The 17,996-nt window shown below is 69.8% G+C and carries 16 protein-coding genes and 1 pseudogene; 5 read left to right on the top strand and 12 right to left on the bottom strand.

Annotation, left to right across the window (positions count from 1 at the left end; genetic code table 11):
- Positions 1 to 19: 19 nt before the first annotated feature.
- Complete coding sequence (locus tag VGX25_RS25055) at positions 20 to 145, bottom strand: hypothetical protein (protein WP_326920346.1); 126 nt, start codon at positions 143 to 145, stop codon at positions 20 to 22.
- Positions 146 to 572: 427 nt separating this feature from the next.
- Between VGX25_RS25055 and VGX25_RS25050 the strand changes: the two genes are divergently transcribed.
- Both VGX25_RS25050 and VGX25_RS25045 read left to right on the top strand, forming a co-directional pair.
- Positions 573 to 1,250: a hypothetical protein gene (locus VGX25_RS25050; RefSeq protein ID WP_326920345.1), complete on the top strand. Its 678-nt coding sequence runs from the start codon at positions 573 to 575 to the stop codon at positions 1,248 to 1,250.
- A 170-nt stretch (positions 1,251 to 1,420) separates the two neighbouring features.
- Positions 1,421 to 2,197 (top strand): hypothetical protein, encoded by a 777-nt coding sequence (locus tag VGX25_RS25045; RefSeq protein ID WP_326920344.1) that lies wholly within the window; start codon positions 1,421 to 1,423, stop codon positions 2,195 to 2,197.
- A 658-nt stretch (positions 2,198 to 2,855) separates the two neighbouring features.
- Here VGX25_RS25045 and VGX25_RS25040 read toward each other — a convergent pair.
- The 8 genes and pseudogenes from VGX25_RS25040 to VGX25_RS25005 form a co-directional block, all read right to left on the bottom strand.
- Complete coding sequence (locus VGX25_RS25040; RefSeq protein ID WP_326920343.1) at positions 2,856 to 3,419, bottom strand: hypothetical protein; 564 nt, start codon at positions 3,417 to 3,419, stop codon at positions 2,856 to 2,858.
- Complete coding sequence (locus VGX25_RS25035) at positions 3,412 to 4,476, bottom strand: hypothetical protein (protein ID WP_326920342.1); 1,065 nt, start codon at positions 4,474 to 4,476, stop codon at positions 3,412 to 3,414. Before VGX25_RS25035 ends, VGX25_RS25040 begins: the two co-directional genes overlap by 8 nt.
- Positions 4,477 to 5,087: 611 nt before the next feature.
- Positions 5,088 to 5,567 carry a hypothetical protein gene (locus VGX25_RS25030; RefSeq protein ID WP_326920341.1) on the bottom strand — a complete coding sequence of 160 codons (480 nt, stop codon included), beginning with the start codon at positions 5,565 to 5,567 and terminating at the stop codon, positions 5,088 to 5,090.
- Positions 5,564 to 5,758, bottom strand: a pseudogene (locus VGX25_RS25025) (type II toxin-antitoxin system Phd/YefM family antitoxin); the annotation flags it as partial. The gene VGX25_RS25030 and the pseudogene VGX25_RS25025, both read right to left, overlap by 4 nt.
- A 143-nt stretch (positions 5,759 to 5,901) precedes the next feature.
- Positions 5,902 to 7,164, bottom strand: a complete 1,263-nt coding sequence (locus VGX25_RS25020) for a TIGR02679 family protein (RefSeq protein WP_326920340.1) — start codon at positions 7,162 to 7,164, stop codon at positions 5,902 to 5,904.
- An 83-nt stretch (positions 7,165 to 7,247) separates the two neighbouring features.
- The gene (locus tag VGX25_RS25015; protein WP_326920339.1) at positions 7,248 to 11,378 is read right to left on the bottom strand and encodes a TIGR02680 family protein; all 4,131 of its coding nucleotides are present in this window, start codon (positions 11,376 to 11,378) and stop codon (positions 7,248 to 7,250) included.
- A complete protein-coding gene (locus tag VGX25_RS25010; protein ID WP_326920338.1) occupies positions 11,375 to 12,580 on the bottom strand; it encodes a TIGR02678 family protein in 1,206 nt (401 codons plus the stop codon). The genes VGX25_RS25015 and VGX25_RS25010 overlap by 4 nt, the downstream gene beginning before the upstream one ends.
- The gene (locus VGX25_RS25005; RefSeq protein ID WP_326920337.1) at positions 12,577 to 14,136 is read right to left on the bottom strand and encodes a TIGR02677 family protein; all 1,560 of its coding nucleotides are present in this window, start codon (positions 14,134 to 14,136) and stop codon (positions 12,577 to 12,579) included. The genes VGX25_RS25010 and VGX25_RS25005 overlap by 4 nt, the downstream gene beginning before the upstream one ends.
- Before the next feature lie 142 nt (positions 14,137 to 14,278).
- On the opposite strand from VGX25_RS25005, the gene VGX25_RS25000 reads away from it, so the two are divergent.
- Entirely contained in the window at positions 14,279 to 14,548 is a 270-nt protein-coding gene (locus VGX25_RS25000) for a hypothetical protein (RefSeq protein WP_326920336.1), read from the top strand.
- Complete coding sequence (locus VGX25_RS24995) at positions 14,545 to 14,904, top strand: type II toxin-antitoxin system PemK/MazF family toxin (RefSeq protein ID WP_326920335.1); 360 nt, start codon at positions 14,545 to 14,547, stop codon at positions 14,902 to 14,904. Before VGX25_RS25000 ends, VGX25_RS24995 begins: the two co-directional genes overlap by 4 nt.
- A 356-nt stretch (positions 14,905 to 15,260) precedes the next feature.
- On the opposite strand, the gene VGX25_RS24990 is transcribed toward VGX25_RS24995, so the two are convergent.
- Positions 15,261 to 15,404 carry a hypothetical protein gene (locus VGX25_RS24990; RefSeq protein ID WP_326920334.1) on the bottom strand — a complete coding sequence of 48 codons (144 nt, stop codon included), beginning with the start codon at positions 15,402 to 15,404 and terminating at the stop codon, positions 15,261 to 15,263.
- An 80-nt stretch (positions 15,405 to 15,484) separates the two neighbouring features.
- Here VGX25_RS24990 and VGX25_RS24985 point away from each other — a divergent pair, with 80 nt between their 5' ends.
- Complete coding sequence (locus VGX25_RS24985) at positions 15,485 to 15,904, top strand: hypothetical protein (RefSeq protein ID WP_326920333.1); 420 nt, start codon at positions 15,485 to 15,487, stop codon at positions 15,902 to 15,904.
- Between the two features lie 28 nt (positions 15,905 to 15,932).
- Here VGX25_RS24985 and VGX25_RS24980 read toward each other — a convergent pair whose 3' ends face one another.
- Both VGX25_RS24980 and VGX25_RS24975 read right to left on the bottom strand, forming a co-directional pair.
- Positions 15,933 to 17,180, bottom strand: coding sequence for a helicase-associated domain-containing protein (locus VGX25_RS24980; protein WP_326920332.1), 1,248 nt, complete (start codon positions 17,178 to 17,180; stop codon positions 15,933 to 15,935).
- Between the two features lie 92 nt (positions 17,181 to 17,272).
- The gene (locus tag VGX25_RS24975) at positions 17,273 to 17,551 is read right to left on the bottom strand and encodes a calcium-binding protein (protein ID WP_326920331.1); all 279 of its coding nucleotides are present in this window, start codon (positions 17,549 to 17,551) and stop codon (positions 17,273 to 17,275) included.
- Positions 17,552 to 17,996: the final 445 nt, after the last annotated feature.

Here is a 17,996-nt window from a genome sequence, read left to right as displayed (position 1 = left end):
AGCAAGCAACCGAACCCGATCACGAGGATGTAGTTGGGTGGCGATCGAGGTTGGTGCGGGCGCGGTCGTAGCGCATGGTGGTTCGTGGGTCGGCGTGGCGTGCGGCGATGTGAACGTCGCGGAGGTCGACGCCGGCGTCGAGCATGGTGATGATGTTAGGTGTGGCGCGGCATGTGCGGTACATCGGCGGTAGCCGTACCACTGACACGGTGGCGAGAGCGCGGAGGCGGCGGGTGGCGCAGTGCGATCCATCCGTCTGCCGCGGCGGTTGAGCGGAACCGGGCCGTCATTCGCGAGTCGACGGCGCGGTCCAGGGCTCGGCCGACCGCGGGTGGCAGTGGCACCAGGATCAGCTTGGTGCCTTTGCCGAGCACTTTCGCATAACGGGGCGTTCGAGGCACAGGGCCGACCACTCACAACTCCTGGTCGACAGCGCTGCAGACCTACTCACCACCCCCGCCGCGAGAATTCCGATAGGTCGGCAGATGCCTACGCGGTGGTACATGTCGGCGGTGTGGTCCTCGACCGAGAACCGGGTTGGTGCGTGGCAACCGGGTGGTGCGGGGCGGAGTTTGACGGGTATTCGGGTTCGGGCGCGGCTGTGTCAGGAGACCGGCGACATCCACGCCGCCGCCGACCTACTGTCTGCCTTGCGGCGCAGGCAGATCCGCCGCACCTGGACGGTCCGCGGCGCGACCCTCACCACGGCGGCCGCTGTGGCGACGGTCGCGATGGTGATCACCACACCGAGGGAACGCCTACGACGGCGGCCACTACGGGGAGTGGACGGAAAAGCGCTCACCCAGCACTACCGCGACGACCAGAGCACGATCATTCCCAACTCCGGCAACGGAAGGATGGCCGCTCCGGCCATGCACCAGCTCGCCCGACCCACCTGCACCAGTCCCACGCCGTTCAGCGGCCCACCCGGCGACCAGACCGTCGACACCATCGACTACGACATCCGCACGTGGTGGACCGGCCGGCTCAGCGACCACCCCGAACCGACATCCGGAGTCGCGTCGATTCCCACGACACCCTGCACCAGAATGTTCGGACCGGGCCACGCCGACCGCGTCGACATGTGGGTCGAAGCCAGCAACTACCTCGCAGTGCCGGTCACCCACCGGCCCGAACGAAGTCGCCGCCAACGGCACGGTCACCACCACGTACACCTGGCTCCCCCCGGACCCCGAAAACCTGGCCAAGCTCACCTTTACCCCACCCCCGGCTTCCGCCGCGCCGGCTGAGCGCCATCGTTTGGCGGATCGGCTTTCAGGCAACCGGCGGTCGCGACAGCTTCGCGACCACCGGCACAATTCTGCCTATCGGCAGCGCTCGCCGCGGCCACCGTTTGGTCGTCGATCAAGTCTCTCAAGTGGCCATTTTGGACGGTGACCTGAACGGCAGGAGGGGATCAATGTTGACGGGGTTCAGACGAAGCATCCTTCCTTTGATCATGTCGGTTGTGGTCATTGTGCCGCTCGGAGCCCGACCGGCTCGCGCGGCTTTCGATTGGACACCGATCATCACCACCGCCATCACCGCTATCGGCACCGCCCTGTCCGCGGGTAACACGGAAGCGCAGATCAGGGAGTCCACCCGGCAGATTCTGGCGGCAATCAACACGGCTCAGTCGACCATTCTGACCCAGATCGAGAGCATCGCGGTCGCCGAGACGCGTGCCTGCGCCGAGGACGCCGTGATCGAGTTCCGGGATATCGAACGCATGACTACGGACAACGCGCAACGATTCGCCATGGACGCGACGGCCTGCGCCGTGCTGATCAAGAACGTGGCCGGCAGCCTCACCGACAAGGGCCGGATCGACCAACTCGGCTTCGCGCTCGGCGTGGTCAGCCCCATCGCCATGATCGCCAGGTCCCTGACCGGGTTGTCCAACATCGCATTGCAGGACACGCTGCGCACCGCCGAAACCAGCCTGCTTTCGGCACTCGCCCCCGAGTGCTTCGCGGAACTGGCGAACCCGGATGTTCCGCGCCAGGTAGGAAAACCCATCGACTGGTTCGTGGAGTGCGACGCCTACAACGGCGACTGGTCCCAAGCGTATGCCGGTTTCTACAACTGGCCCCAGCAGCCGCCTCGGACCGCGGCGGTCTACACGACGGCGACCAACGGAGCCACCCGAAACACCAGCCGCGCCATCGCCGTGGCCGTGCTCCCGCTGTTTCCATGAACCGAGCGCAGGGTAGGTGCCGGGACCGCGACAGTGGTCCCGGCATACTGTCGGCGTGGCGTCCGAGCACGCGGCGTGGGGTCGACCGGTTTGACGTTCACCCGCGCGGACATTGTGGACGCCATTTCGACGCCAACCCTCGCAGCGACCTGGGTTCCGACCACGACACCGGCTCCAGCCGGTAGCATGCACCCGCCCCCTGGATCAGCACCCCGCCCTGGATCGTGTGGGCCCGGACAGCCGGTCCCGACACACACCACGAACCTCGTGACCCCACGCTCGCGCGCCGTCATCACCAACCGGCTCCGACATCCGCCCACGACCCCATCCGCCACCGCAGCCAACCAAGACGCCCCCGCCATGTCCCGTGTCCTCATCGGCATGCGCGGACGTCACCGCGGCACAGGTGAGTCTGGCCTTGGCCCTCTCTGGCAAGATCACCACTACCGAGCCGCCGCGGGCAAACATGGTGCCCGCTTAATCGAAGTGGAGTAGCCGGGAGAGCCTCGCCCTGCTTGAAGTGTCATCAGAGCCGACACGGCGGTGGTGGACGCGATGATCGGCGCGCCAGATAGCACTGAAATCGAACCGGCCCAGCAGCAATGAAACCGGCTGCAGCCCTCCCAACCCAAGGAGGCGGATCTATGCGACGCACTCCTCAGTCGTCGGCCGGGAGAATGAGGACGCGATCTCGGAGCGTCAACCGTGTCCGGGACTGATCCGCGCCGATGACACCTATCTGTTGTAGATCAATGATCACGGCTTCCAGGTCCCAGTGCCGAGATTTGAACATGGCTCTCAAATTAGCCACTATATTTGGGTCCGCGTCCAGTCCGTGCAGTCTCGCCATCATAAGCTGCGATATCACGACAGCGTGCCGCTCGGTCAGCGGTGTGTTTCGACCGGTCGCTAGCAGTTGCCAGCACGACAGGCAGGTCAACGCGCCGGTGACAAGTCTCCCGGCCATGTCGTCAGTCAGATAGGTGGCCGACAAAAACCCGGCAGATTCGATCACCGCACGAAGATCTCTCCGAATGTTATAAACTACATTCCGCCATCGTTTGCTGCGAGCGACAACTGTATTCCCGTGCAGTCGGAGCTCGATTACCTGTCGCGACCCGTCGTCCGAGCGAAGAAACTGCTCGATGTCCGCGTCAGCGACGACCTTTATGCTGTCAGATCGGAAAGCTGTGGGAAGATCGGCAACGGGGTCGTCAGTCATGTGCAGTCCCCAAGCCGTCCACCGGCAAACGCTTGCTGATGACTCTCCACCAAAATTCACTCATTGACATCGCGCCGGCCATGATCGCCCCTGTGGCGCCGAACCGCACCGCCTCGGCGAGAAGCAACTGCTCGGCGGCTGATATGCGGGTACCTGGTTCGGGGTGTGAGTGTATGCCTTCGCTGCGTCCGCTCAGAGCGGCTAAGAAACCGAGCAGGTGCATCACAGTAAGGATGGCCACGTCCGCCGTTCCGGCGAGTCCGGCCTTCGGCGTCCGGAACACTGTCTTGGCGTAGTCCAGTATTGGCTTCGTGCATCGTGGGATGGCCCAGGCGTCCGCGGCCAGTTCCTGCTCCACAGACAGTCCGGCATCTGCCGGCTGGCCTGGGGCTGTTTCGTCAGCGAGGTGGCCCAGCGCAATATGACCAAGCTCGTGATGAATCAGGAACGACCAGCATGACAAGTTCATTAAGCTGTTGGATAGAAACCACAGCTCATTGTTCAGCACCGCCTCGGGAACGAAACCGTGGCCCCATGTGGGCGGCATGGAGTTCGACAGCCAACGATCGGTAATGACAGCCGCGAAGTAGTCCGGCATCTTGTCGGGTGCTATATTCCAGACCGCACGGCCGTTGCGGCCAGGTGTTGTTGACGAACGGATTACCGAAAAGTCCTCCACCAGCCGGACAAACTGAGTGCTCGCGAGAACGAGATAGCCGTTCTCCGACCGGTAGGTGGCAAAATTGGCCACCGGGACTGGGTTCCACTCTTTTTCCAGGTGATCGTACTGCACGATTCGAGGCAACGTAGCAATTAACGTATTGGCGCCGGCGTAATCCGGCACGAGGAACGCCGCGGCACTCACAATCGGATCGGCTTCGTAACAGTACTCAAAGCCATAGGTGTGCCGGAAGGCACGACGCCCCACCTCCGGCGCCTGTAGCGTGCTCAAGTACTCGTCTAGCCCCTCGAACAGATGCGGCGGCGCGTCATGAAACCGACCCGCCGCGTCATACAGGGCGCGATACTCGGCCATGATCTGCGGGCTCTTCCGCATCGCGGCCTCCACGCGGGCCTGTTGGCGCGCAAGCCGGAGTCTCCACCGCAGCGTGCCAATCACATCCATCCTCCATCATCGTGGAGCAGCCGCCCCCACCGGACTGCTGCATCAACCGTGCGGTGCTGGTGATCCAATTCGACAAGGTGCGCGGGACGCGCTGGGCCGCTCCTTCCCACGTTCTATCGAGCCATTCGGCAGATGAGTTACCAGCGTGGCACGCCTGCGCGCTCCACATCCACGCTCCGCGGATGCCCCAACTTCTAGCATGCCGAACTGCCCGGCCGTGTGCGAACGGACCTACTGGCCACACCGAGGCACGAGTGCCGCTAGCGTATCCAGGTTACGATTACGACATCTACAGGCGCAGATCCCTGCGCCGAGGCATCACGTTGTTGGTGAGCCATCGGCGGGCGCACTCATAGCACCACCCGTCATGGTCTTCGAACAGTGACAGGTGCGCGCCCGGGTATGGGCCGGTTCGCGGCGGTCCATGATGCGCGGTGCCGGGCGGGCGGGCGGCCAGGGCATCAGCGGGCGGCATGCCGGTTGGCTCGGCGAGGCTCAGCACCGTCTTGGCCCGTCTCTCCAGCTGCCACCTGCAGGTCGCATCAGCAAAAGTGCCCCCTCGCGCGGCTCACGCGAGGAGGGCGGGGACACCTGGCCGGGCTAGTGCTGTGACCACATAGGTTGGCCGGGTTGGTCATGCGGCTTGGGTAGCGCGTTGGCCCATCGTCGTTGGCGTTCGCTTCGTACTCGGGCGCGTTCGCGGCGTTGGCGGCGAGGATGTCGGGGTGGCGGGCGTTGGTGTTGCGCCATCGCAGGTAGTCGTCCAGGGCACGAGTGGCCACGGTGTGATTCGGATGCTCGGATCCGGTCACGACGAAGGCGCGCAACAGCCCGAAATGCGCCTCGATTGGGTTGGCCCATGAGGCATAGGTCGGAGTGAAACATAGCTCGACCTTGTTGCTCCAGCAGAGTGGCGGTGATGAATTCGAGGACGGCAGCGGTAACGCCTTCGGGAAGCTTGTGTTGGATGACTGGGCCGCGCTTGCCGAAACCTGAAGGTCGTACGGTTCCGTCACGATCACGGTGCGCGCCCCGCTTCCACCCCGCGGACGACATCACCGCGGTCAACCTCGCCACGGCTATCCCTGATACGTGCCATGGTCTCCGGATCGCTGAGAATCTCCAGCGTCTCCTCCAGCGCCGCCAAGTCCTCGTATCCGATCAACACCGCGGCGGGCCGCCCGTTGCGGGTGACCACGACGCGCTCATCCTCACGCTCCGCGGATCGTGCAGGTCACCCCCGGCATCGCGCAACTCATCGTCGGAGTGTGCGGCGACACCGCCAGGGTCACCTCGCGACCGATGTGCAAACGATCTTGGTGGGCAGGTGGGCGAGTTGCCGGCGCCCACCGGCGGTCAGCTCGTGGCAAGGTCGTGAACGAGGTCGTCGAGCAGGAGTTCCTCCTCGATGCGGACGCCGGCGCGGGTCATGGCCGGGGCGAGGTCGGCGTCCCACCGGGCGGCGATCCGGGTGCCCGTGAGTGGCCTGCCGGACTGTCTGCGCACGGCCCTACGGTAGTGCTCGGCATCGAAACGCCAGGGGACGACGGGCAGGCGCTCGTGGAGCACGTTGCCGATCCGGACCCCGCCCCAGTCGAAGTCGCAGTGGAAGCGCAGCGCCGCGTCCTGGCCGGCCAGCATCCGGAGCAGGTGCAGCACGGCGACACTCGGCTGGCCGGACGTGCACACCAGAGGCGCGCACGCGGGACCAAGACGGTCGGCGGCGTGCGCGACCAGGACCGGATTCTCGCACGCCGAAACCGGCGTTCCGGCCAGGCGTGCGACGGGGGGATCCCGGACGAGCTGGCGCAGGGTGAGCACCGCCGGCTGCCCGGCCTCCCGGAGGGCGTTCAGTGCCCGGCCCGTCGGGGTGCCCGGATCGCCGGGCAGACCCAGGGTCAGCACGGTCGTGGACAGGTCGTCGCGGAGCACGCCGACGGCGGCCCAGACCGCGCGCCGCCACTGCGCGCCCTGCCCGTCGGGAAGCGCGGCAAGCTCGCGGGCGGCACCCAACACGAGCGTCGCCAGTGGACGGTCGTCGTCCAGGGCGTGGGCGTCGCCGGTCGTCTCGGCCGCGAACGCACCGAGCGGGCGCCCGGGTGCCGGCAGCCGGCGCAACACGGCGACCACGTCGGCGACCAGGTCGGCCGCCACCTCCGGGGTGCCGGCCAGCCGCCGGACCAGCCCGGTCGCGCGGGCTCGCTCGTACCACGGCGACAGCGCCGGCCGCTCGGCGACCGCCTCGGCGAGCGGTGCGAGTGCGTCCTCCCAGGCGGATTCCAGTGCCGCGTTCGCGGCGACGGTGTCCGCCACCGGACCGGTGAGGGCGACGATCGCCGCCGCCAGGCCGTCCGGGCACGCGCCGGAGCGTCGCACCACCTCGTCGACCGCGGGCAGGGACACGGTGAGCGAGGCGCCGGGCCGCGGCGGCCGGCCGAGCAGCCGCCGCACGGCCACGCGCTCGGCCGCGGTCGCATTGGCGAGGGTGACCACGCCGGTGAGCGGTTCGCCCCGGGACAGCCGCCGCCGGATCCGCTCGACGAGCCGGCCCAGCTGCTCGTCGCCGAGCAGCCGGCACAGCCGCTCGTGGTCAGTTGTTGGATGGGTCGCTTCGCTCATCCGCTCAACCGCAGTCTTCCCTCGTCGCGTGCTCGGCGCTGGCGCGCCTGCGCGCGCTCCTCAGTCCGGACAGCACCGCTCCTTCACTCCGCTCGGTTGTCACTCCACAAGCCTTCCGGCGACTCCACCGGCTCCGGCCGCGGCGCGCCGAGCAGCGCCGGCACACGATCCACTTTGGACCGCCGAGTGCCGTCCCACTCCCAGTTGGTCACCAGCACGGCGGCGACGTCGTCGGTTCGGGACAGCTGGGCGATGGCGAGCCCCGGCACCTCCGGGTAGCAACCCCACTCCCGCTCGCTGGTCATCACCACGTCGAGGTCGAACGAGGCGAGCAGCCCCAGGAACTTCGCCCTGGCGTTGTCGTCGACTCCGGCGAACGCCTCGTCCAGGGTGACCAGGCGGGGCGCGTGCGGGTTGCCCGCCGAGGCGTAGTGCGCGGAGGCGGCGGCGAACAGCGGCACGCTGGCCGCCAGCACCCGCTCGCCGCCCGATGCCGGACCCGTCGCCGAGCGCCACTGCCCGTTCTGCTGGCGCTGGATGACGAACCTGTTCCAGGAGCGGTAGTCCAGCGCCTCGGACAGGTGCTCCAGCCAGGTGCCGGCGACGTTGCGGGAGCGCACCTCGGCGATGCGTGCCTGCAGGAAACCGCCCACCGCGGCCCGGTCCTCGGGTGACCAGGCGTCGGCGGTCTGCCGCAGCAGCCGCTCGCGCGCCTCGGCGAGCCCGGCCGGGCCGTCCTCCCGCGGCCGCCACAGCAGGCGCAGCTTCATGCCGGTGCTGGTCGGCCGCTCGGCCAGCTCGGAGTTCATCAGCGCCACCTGCGCCTCGGCGTCCGAGATCAGCTCCTGCAGGGTGCTGGCCACCTCGTTGACCAGGTGGTTCTCCAGGATCACCCGCTCACGCTCGGCCAGCAGCCGGCCCCGCTCGGCCACCTCGACCTCCAGCGCCGCGGCCAGCTCGGGCACCGACGCCGGCCGTCCGCGGAAGATCACCTCTACCACGATGCCGTCCTCGAGCAGCTGCGCGGACGCGATGTTCCCCTGGCTGGACAGGGCGTCGGTCAACGACTTCAGCTCGTCGGTCACGCGACGCTGGACCCGTTCCCAGGCCTGGTCGTCGGCGGCACTGTCGGCGAGTCGCTGATCGATCTGCCGGGCCAGCAGCACCGTGGGGTTCGGCGCCCATTCCGCCTGCGGGTCGGGAACGTCCAGCTCCGGCAACGCCACCGACAGCAGCCCGGTGGCGGCGAACCGGCGGAGCGACTCCGCGGCCTCGGCGCGTTCCCCGGTGGCCAGGACGAGCTGCCCGGCCAGCTCCTCCCTGCGCCCCTCGGCCTTGCCGCGGTCGTTCACCGCACCGATCCGCTGCTCGTCGGCAACCTTGGCGGCGTTTCGGTTGACCGCCAAGGATTTCGCCACCTCGGCCAGCCTGCGCTCCAGCTCGGCGACCGCCGCGCCCACCGTTGCTTCCAAAGTGGAGTGACGCTCCGCGGCGATCTCGGCGGCAGCCTCGGCCTCCGCCGCGCGCTCGGCTCGCTCCCGCAGCTCGTCCTCGGCACCGGCCAGCTCTTCCGCCGCCTCCGCGTCCGCCCGACGTGCCTCCGCGAGCGCCCGCAGTACCGGCCACAGCTCCGCGAGCGCAGTCCGATAGTCCGTCAGCGCCTCCCGCACCCTGCCCAGCCCTTGCCGGTCCGCGGGAAGATCCAGTTCGGCCGCGGCGGAGGTGAGCGCCTGCCGCGCACTTTCCGCTTCGTTCGTCAATCGCGCCAAGGCATCCTGTGCGGCATCGACGCGCTGGCCGAGCCTGCGCGCCTCCGTGGCCAGCGCACGCACGTCAGCATGCGCCTCGCGCAGCCGAGCGTCGTCGGGCATGCCGCCCAACTCGCCGGCCAACCGGTCGCGGCGCTCCGCCAACAGGTCTCGCTCGCCGGCGATCGCGGCGAACTCGGATTCCACTATGGAAAGTTCGGCGCGCAGCTCGGCCAGGCGGGCACGCCGGGCGGCCTCCCGTGCACCCGCGCCGATGTACCGGGCGGTTGCCTTCCGCCAGGCGCCGTCCAGGATCCCGAGCCGGAACCGGCCGCCGGTGGTCACCCAGGTATCGCCGTTTCCCGCGCCCAGTCCGATCGACCCCAGCACGGCCGACACGACATTGTCGGCGACCGCGGCGGCGCGCGGGTCGTCCCGGTCGACCGCGGGCCGCAGCACGGTGCCGAGGTGGTGTGGCACGGGCCGGCCCGGCAGCAGGACGACGTCGTCCGTGCCGGGGGCGAGCAGCACACCATCCGGGTTGAGCCAGGCGTCCAGGATCCCGGCCGCCTCGAGCGCGGCCTCGAGCCCGGCCCGGTCCTCGGCGGGCAGGTCCTCGACGAAGTCCACGAGCTGCCACAGCGGGGCGCCGTCCCGGCCGGCTCTGGCGGCGACATCGCGAGTGTGCGCGGGCGGCGGCGCGGTGTCCTCCCCCGCTTCCAGCCGAGTGATCTCCTCGGCCAGTTGCGTCACCCGGGCACGTGCGGCGGAGTCCCGCTGATCCAGCCCGGCCTCGGTTCTGGCGAGCGCCTCGGCGGCGGCGCGACCGGCGGTGTCGGCGGCCGCCCGGCCCGGGTTCACCCCGTCCAGGGTCTCGACCCAGAGTTCCAGCGCGGCAACGGTTCCCGCCAGGTCGGGCACGCGCAGCTCGGTCGCCCCGGCGAGGTGCTCCCGGGTCGTGGCCACGTGCTCCCGCCCCCGGTCGACCACCGACTGCGCGGCGGCGGCGCGGCGATCGGCCAGCTCGGCGACCTGTGCGGCCAGCTCCTCGACCCGCTGGCGGGCCTCGGCGACCTGCCGCCGCGCCTGCTCGTCGGCGTCGATCAGGCCGCTGACATGCTGGATCGCCCGTCCCCGCCGATCCGTGATCTCCCCCGCGTCCAGACGCAGGACCGCAACCACGTCGGCATCCGCCGGGTCGAGCCGGCTGTCGATCCTGTCCCGATGCTCGTCACCGACTCCGGCGGCCCGAGCGGTGTCCATAGTGGACACGCGGGCGGTACCTGCCGACCGCTCGGCGCCGGCAAGGCGATCCGCCGCGGCGCGCCGCTTCTCCTGACGACTCAAGACAACCTGCTGCGCCTTGGCGCGGTCCACGTCGGCCCGCGCCGCCTCCGCGGCCAGCCGCTTGGCCGTTTCGGCAGCCTCGTGCAGCGCCCGCGCGTCACGCATCTCCGGGCTCTTCCGCAGTTCCTCATCCCGGGCACGGAGACGGTCGCGTTCACTGTCCAGTTCGGACAGCCGCTGCTCAGCCGCGCGCAGGGCCGTCTCGGCCGCTTCGTGCGCCGCGTTGGCCGCGTTCAGCTCGGCGTTCACCTTCTCGTACGCCGACTGCGCCCGGCGGGGGCGCTCGGCCCGGCGGCGGGCGGCGATCCGCGCGTACCGCCGGTAGTGCCCGAGGAACGACCGCGCGGCCTCGCTCGCCTGCCGCATCACGGCCAGCTCGTCGCGGTCCTCCTCCAGGCTGCGGAACGCCTCCGCCACGTCCGCGATCACGGCCTGGTCCAGCGGCGGCAGCGCCTCGGTCAACGCGTCGGACAGCGCCTTCTCGCTGGGTCGCTTGGACAGCTGCGGCTGGCGGAGTTGGATGAGCAGGTCCACCAGGGCGCCGTAGCGCTGCTCGCCGAGCCCGAACAGCGCCTCGTCGACCGCCCTGCGGTACGCCCGGGCCTTGTCGTAGACCGTGCCGCGCCCGCCGAGGGCCTCGTCGAGGCGGTCCCGGGTCAGCGCGGTTCCGGTGGCGTCGACCAGCTCGAGCTCCGGCCCCACCCGCTGGTCGGTGAGGAAGAACCAGTGCCGCGCGATTCCCTTGCCGGACACGGCTTTCAGCCCGCATCCCAGCGTGCGGAACTCGGCCTGTCCGTCGTCGGCGAGGCGGCCGAACTCCAGCCAGGTGTAGCCGAGCCGCTCCGGGTGCGGGTGCGCGCCGGCGAGCAGCAGGTTCCACTCCATCCGCTTCTTCGGGTCGGCGTCCGGCTCGACCCGGTGCGGGGACAGGTCGCCGTCGAGCAGGAACGGCAGCGTCAGCGCGAGCACCTTGGACTTGCCGGTGCCGTTGTTGCCGCGCAGCAGCAGCCGGCCGTCGCGGAACCAGAACTCCTCGGCGTCGTAGTAGAACAGGTCGACCAGCCCGGCCCGCAGCGGCTGCCACCGGCCGCGGCCCGGCTGAGGTAACCGTCGCGTCATGCGCTCGGTCCGTTCGGGTCGTGGATCACCGGTTCGGTCACCGCGTAGCGGGCGAGCGCGGGCCTGCCGACGACCGACCCGCCATCACGCCGGATCAGCCGCAACGCTTCGAGCCTGGCCAGGGCGAGCGCGGTCAGCTCGATCTCGGCACCGGGCTCGGTCGCGGTGCGCCGCCAGTAGGACCGGTGCCGCTCGGCGAACGACCGGACCTGCGCGTGCAGCTCCGTCTCGCCGACCGGCTCTCCGTTGCGGGCGGCCAGGAACTCCGCCAACAGCAACGTGACGTGCCCGTCGGTTCCGCTGTCCGGCATCCGGACGTCGGTCAGGTCGTCGGAGGGGTCGACCATCGCGACGCCCTCGGCCCGCACCTCGGCGACCAGGCCGGTGAGCTCGGTGATTCGCGCGGTGATCGCGGCACGCTGGCTGGTCAGGTAGGCCACCTCCGCGTCGTTCAGCTCGTCGTAGTAGAGCACCGGTGTCTCCAGCAGGAGCCGGGTAAGACGATGGCGCAGCATCCGGTTGCGCAGTTCGTCTGTGGTCGGCTCCAGCTCCCGGGTGACCGCGGCCAGCCGCGCCTCGAAGTCCCGCTCGTCCACAGTGGACGGCCCGCGCGGGGTGGCGAGCAGCGTGGCGAGGACCCGGCGCTCGACGTCGTAGAGCACGTCACCGCTGTCCTTGACGAAGGACTCCTCGTCACCGGCCACCCTGGACAGCACGCCGAGGTCGAGCAGCAGCCGCACCACCGCGACCAGGTCACCCCGCTCGTCGCGGTTGTCCAACGTGAACACGACGCCGGCCTCGGCGAGGTCCGGATCGGCCGCGGCGAGCACGATCTGCTCGGCCAGCCGGCCGAGGGTGATCTGCGCCTCGGCCCGCTCGAGGGCGGCCAGCGCCAGGCAGGTCAGCACGTAGCGACGCCGGCCGAACGGGATCCGGGTGCGCACGTCCCGGGCGGGACAGGTGTGGTCGTCGGTGCCGGCGGCGGACTTCACCAGCCGGGCCACCTCGCTGTCCACCAGCAGCCGCCAGCCGGTGTTGCGGTCGAACCAGGTTCGCAGGTCTCCAGCGTGCTTGCGCACCAAGGTGAACTCGTCGGCGTCCTTACCGGCGGCACGCAGCAGCGGCCGGCGCAGCAGGGCCCGCGCGGCCCGCCGCGTCTCGTCGACGCGCGTCGCGTCCAGCGCCTCCGACAGCCCACTCACGCGCTCTGCTCCCGGGCCGGCTCGGCGGTCAGGTCGATGATCTCCACGAGGTGGTCGGGCCCGCGGAACACGCCGTGCGGCGTATGGATCTCCACCGGCTCAGCATTGTCCACAACGGACAACTCGATCGCCATGCTGCCGTCCGTGGTCGTCGTGACGACGCCGCGCTGCCCGGGCCGGCGGGCGGCCAGCGCCTCACCGAGCAACGTCAGGAACAGCCGGAACGCGGCGGGATCGAGCGGCCCGAGGTCGCCGAGCCTGGTCGGCCTGGAGGTGGTCAGCGCCGCCCGGGCGGCCGCGGTCTCCTCGGCTTCCCGCGCCGCCAGCTCGGCCAGCTGCCGGCGCAGCTCGGACCGGTCGACCACCCGGTTCGGCTTGCCACGCCGCTCGTAGCTGCCGGTCTTGCGCAGCCGCGGGCTGATCCGCAGCGGCGGCGCCTGCGCCCACGGCGTACCGGGCGCGACCGGGTGGTCTTCCCGCTCGGTGAGCGTTTCCTCGTCGACGGTGAGGTGCCGCGCCGAAGACAGCCCGAACACCGAGCGCCACAGCCGGTGCATCGCGGCGTCGTCGGGTGCCTGGGCGAACCAGGTCGCCAGGGTCCGGAAGTCGGCCGACCGGTCCGATCGGCCCGAGCGTCGCTCGTTCAACGCGCTCACCACGGCGAGCAGCTGCGGAATCGCCGCACGCGCCTGGGACCGCAGCAGCTTGGCCTGGCTCGGATGCTGCGGCTCGCTGACGAACCACGCCCGGAACCCGTCCCAGCGCTCCCGCCACAGCACCGCAAGCCGCTCGAACTCCCGCGCCCGCGGGTCGTCCTCGCCGTCCGCCCCGGGCGCGGCATCGGCCGCCTCGCGGCGCGCCGCCAGGTCGAGCAGCCGCCCGACGCCGGCCCGCTCGACCGAGCCGATCAGCGCGGCGATCTCCGACCCGGTGGTGAGCAGGTCGGCGATGAACCGCTCGAGGTAGTCGATCAACCGGTCCTTGTACGCCAGGAACGCGTCCACCTCGGCGTCGTGCAGATCGATCGAGCGCTGCAGCGAGCCCATGAACGCCTGCGCGTTGCCGGCGAGGTCGGTGAACCGGTCCACCAGCCCGCGCAGCAGCAGGTGCACCTTGGCCGCGTCCGGCTCGGGCTGCTCGGCCAGCCCCAGCAACGCGCGCAGCTGGGTGGCGATGTCGGCCAGCGCCACCGCCTGCAGCGCGCCCCGCCGCCCGAGGGCCTCGTCGTAGGCGGCCAGCGCCTCCTCGGCCGCCTCCCCGTGCCGGGTGAGCTGGTACAGGTAGCGGGCCCGGTGGAAGTCCTCCACCGTGGTGACCCGGCTGGTGTCCGGATCGGCCCGCAGGTTGCCCCACTCCTCCAGGCTGGCCAGGGCGGCGGTGATCTCGGCAAGATCGGGAGCCGACCCGGTACGCCGGACCATCGCCTCGTGCACGTCCTCGGGCCGCATGTGCACCGCGAACCGCCGCTTGGCAGCCACGATGGCGCCCATCACGGCGCGGTACAGGCCCGCGTTGGGCGCGTTCAGATGCGCGAACGGGCGGGGGCCCTCGACCACGTGCTGCTCCTCACGACGCCGGACGGCACGAGGGTACGGCCACCGACCGACACGCCGGCGCACCTCTCGATCGTGTCGCCTCGACAGACCCGAGCCCCCACGTGCCACAGTCGTGCCTATAGCGTGTGCCATACTTGACGCCATGGCGACGACATCGATGCAACTCGACAGCGAGCTCCGCGACGAACTTGCGAAGATCGCCGAGCGGGACTTCAACGGTGTGCCGCTCGGCGAGGCGGTCCGGCGCCTGGTCAAGGAACACAAGATCAACCGCATCATGCAGCGGTACGAGGAGCTACGCTCCGACCCCGAGGAATGGGCCAGCTACCAGGCAGAGGCACGGCTGACCGACAACGCGGCCGGTGACGGCCTGCCGGACGCCGGCGAAGAATACCCTGAGTACAGCCAGTGAGCCGGACACCGAGGCTCGCACCCTGGCAAATCTGGGTGGTGGACTTCGGTCAGCCGATCGGGCGCGAGCAGGGCGGCCTGCGCCCGGCCGTCGTCGTCGGCTCGCCGGTCCACTGCAGGTTCCCCATCGGCATGGCGCTCGTGGTCCCGCTGACCTCGCGAGACCGCGGCCTGGACCACCACGTGCGCATCGACTCCCCCGAGTCCGGGCTGAACCGGCCGAGCTGGGCGCGCACCGAGGAGATCACGGTCGTGTCGACCCAGCGGTTCACCCGGTCCCAGCCGCTCGGCATCGCCTCGCCCGCCGAGATCGCCACGCTCCGCGAATGGCTGCGCGAGATGGTCGCTTTCTGCTGAGCCGCCGCGGGCCGGCGACGGAGCGCCGCTCAGTGTCCGTCCATCTCGCTAACACCTCCGCAAAGAATTCGACGACGGTGAGCAATTCTACGCCGCCGCGGGTGAGCGGATAACCACGCCAAACCGTTACCATGATCGTCCGAATCGCGAATTCCTTGAATGGCATATAGACGAAGTGTTCTTGGCGCCCTAACGCCGGCCAGACTCTTCTTCCGCCTCAAGGGCCGACGTCTACGACCCGACGACCGGGGAGGTACGCAGCCGCCGGGGCGCTCGACACCCCGCACACTCAGATGCCGTCCCGCATCTTCACACCGCAGGTGCTCGCGCCCACCAGCGCCAAGCTGTCCAAGTCGCTACTGCGCGAACACGGCAAAGACGCGCTGCCCGCCGATGTCGAGCCCTGGATGCTCGACACCACCGCCTGGCCCGGCGCCGTCGACGACTACGTTGACGCACTGGTCTGGCTGGTCGGCGAACTGCTCACCGACCCCAGGCACTTCTTCCGCTCGTTCACCGTCAAGGAACCGGGCTGCTGCTGCGGTTTCTGCGCGGCGACGACTCACACCTGCGCGGAGAGTTGCTCCGTCGCTTCAGCGGCACCGCACCGACCGAGACGCCGTCCCCCACACGACGAACCGCCGGCGAGTTGCTCTCCGCCGCCAAGGCCCGACGGGACGATCGCGAACGGCTTGCCGAACAGCGCAGGTCCCAGGAACGTGCCGGCCGCGAACGGCGGGCAGCCGCTGCCCGGGAAAGACGTCTGGACGCGCTCGCCGCCGAGGAAGAGCACGCGTGGGCGAAGGTCAGCGCGCTCATCGACACGAAAAGGCCGCAGGAGTATGACTCCGCGATCGCCCTACTGACCGACCTGCGGGAAGTCGCCGACCGAATGGGCCAGCCGGACGAGTTCGACGAGCGCTACCGGCAACTGCGCCACGAGCACCGGCGCAAACCCAGCCTCATCCAACGGCTTGACCGGGCCGGCCTGGACATCTGACCCTCGATCAGGCCACCCGCCGCTGGCCTCATCGCGCGGTGCGGTTCGGCAGGACGTAGCCCAGTTTCCGCAGCGCGGTCCGGAACTTCAGCTCCGTGTCGAGCGGAACGGCGAGATGACGCTCGCCGAGCGGGCGGCACAGTCCACGCAACGCCCGATCCCGGGTGATGAGCGCGGCCAGCGCCGCGTCCGCGCATTCGACCACCCGAACGGGCCCGAGGTCGGTGAGTTGACCGGCCCGCCGGGTGACATCGTCGACGACGGTTGCCAGCGCGCCCGGCAGCTCGTTCCCGGCCCGCCGCGCCAGGAAGTCGGTGAACTCGGTGAGGTTTCGTCCGGCGTCGAGCGCGGCCAGCAGGCTCGCGGCGGACACCGTCCACACCCGGTCCGCGCCGCGCTCGGCGAACGCCGACAGCAGCAGCTCGTCGCCCGGGGTGAGGGTCCCGGTGACGACGACGTCGAGGTTGGGCAGCACCTTCAGAGCCGCGAGATGTTCGGCCGCGGGCGCCCGGTAGGAGTCGGTCAGGCCGAGCGCGTAACTTCCCAGCGCATTGAGCCGGACCGCCTGTAAACCGTCGTAGCGGCTCAGCGCGTCCAGGTCGTCCCCGCCCCAGTTGTCCCGAAAGTCGTCTCGCTGGCCAACCGGGTGCACGTAGTCGAGATCGACGAGGCCCAGCGTTGCCGCGTATTCGAACAGCACGGCAAGGGTGTAGCGGCCCTCCAGGATCTCCCAGGCATGGAAGCCGTCGTAACCCAGGCTGCCGTACTGCGGGTCGACCAGGTAGAGCCGCCACAGCGCCCTGTCGTTGCGGGCGATGGTGGGGCTCAGCTGTCCCCGGCGCATGGTCGTGAACAAGGCGTCGACACCGATCCACTCGCCGGGCGGGCACTTGGCCAGCGCCGTGGCCACGACCTGCCGGCGCGGCTTGGCGGCAGCGAGCACATTCGTGACCCGCTGGCCCTTGATCTCCTCGATCCGGCTGAACTCGTCAATCACGGCGTGGTTGAGCCAACGCTGCCACAACGTCCGGATGACCTCGGCCGTCGGCTGGCTCAGCGCGGCACGGCCCTTGGGCGTCAGCCGCAACCGCCCGCCATCGATCCTGGCCAGCCCACCCGCCTGGACCAGCAACGGCCACGCGAACGACGCGATCGGCTCGTCCCGGTAGAAGTCGCCGCAGGCCAGACGCGAGTCCACGGTGCGGATGGTCGCCGCGGAGGGACGGCCGGTCTTCTCGCTGCACCGCACCTCGCCCGCCGCGCAGAGCTCCAGCACGGCCCGCAGGTTGAGCTGGGCCTCCCGCTCGGTCAGGCGGATCCGGTGTTCGCCGACGTCGCCAGCGGGCTCGCGTCGCTAATCGCCCGCACTCACCTCACCCAGACGCGATAGGCCTCGATCCACTCGGCACCCTCCGGCGGCGGCGTCGGCAGCGGCAGGTCGAGGATCGGGATGCGCTGCCGCGATCGGCCACGCACGCAGACCGCCACAATCTGCTCGTCGGCGGTCAGGTCGATCTTGGTGACACTGACGTCGACACCCAGCACGCTGGTCTGGAACGGCACGGCGAGATGCTCATCGAGCATGGTGTGGAAACCCGCCAAGCACTCGCCGTCGTTGTAGCAGTCAACCGTCGCCTCCGCGACCATGGCGTCCGACGCCCGACGATCCAGTGATCTCACCGCGCCGAGGGTAACGGCCCGCGTTCGGGATCATGGAGCGGGTTGATCCATGTCAGGTCGGGGAAACCCGGCGAGTCGGTGTCGTTGGAATGCGCTCGCCTATGTGCGCGAAGGCATGGGCGGCCAACTGGACATCGGTTGAACCGGCCGGAGCGAATCCCGGCCACGCCGCAGCGCGTCGTTGACAACCTGGAGTCAAGGTAGTCCGCACGAAGACATCGTGATGCCTCCGATCGAAGCGTCACGATGCCTCGACCGTACCCGGAGCATCCTCGGCGGCGAGTTGGCCGCAGGCGGCGGCGATCTCGCGGCCGCGCGTGTCGCGGACGGTGCAGGAAATGCCGGCGGCGGTCACGCGGCGGACGAACTCGCGCTCCACCGGCTTCGGGCTGGCGTCCCACTTCGAGCCCGG

Origin of the sequence: Actinophytocola sp. (genome assembly GCF_035942955.1) — a bacterium.
In the GTDB taxonomy this organism is placed as follows: Bacteria; Actinomycetota; Actinomycetes; order Mycobacteriales; family Pseudonocardiaceae; genus DASYTH01.
Note: the sequence above shows the minus strand (reverse complement) of the source record. Positions and strands in the feature narration are given on the sequence as shown.

Bases quoted from the DNA above. Each gene is read 5' to 3' on its own strand.
- VGX25_RS24975 (WP_326920331.1), bottom strand. From the start codon at position 17,551: ATGGTCGCGGAGGCGACGGTTGACTGCTACAACGACGGCGAGTGCTTG.
- VGX25_RS25045 (WP_326920344.1), top strand. From the start codon at position 1,421: ATGTTGACGGGGTTCAGACGAAGCATCCTTCCTTTGATCATGTCGGTT.
- VGX25_RS25035 (WP_326920342.1), bottom strand. From the start codon at position 4,476: ATGCGGAAGAGCCCGCAGATCATGGCCGAGTATCGCGCCCTGTATGAC.
- VGX25_RS25020 (WP_326920340.1), bottom strand. From the start codon at position 7,164: ATGAGCGAAGCGACCCATCCAACAACTGACCACGAGCGGCTGTGCCGG.
- VGX25_RS25055 (WP_326920346.1), bottom strand. From the start codon at position 145: ATGCTCGACGCCGGCGTCGACCTCCGCGACGTTCACATCGCCGCACGC.
- VGX25_RS25000 (WP_326920336.1), top strand. From the start codon at position 14,279: ATGGCGACGACATCGATGCAACTCGACAGCGAGCTCCGCGACGAACTT.
- VGX25_RS25015 (WP_326920339.1), bottom strand. From the start codon at position 11,378: ATGACGCGACGGTTACCTCAGCCGGGCCGCGGCCGGTGGCAGCCGCTG.
- VGX25_RS25040 (WP_326920343.1), bottom strand. From the start codon at position 3,419: ATGACTGACGACCCCGTTGCCGATCTTCCCACAGCTTTCCGATCTGAC.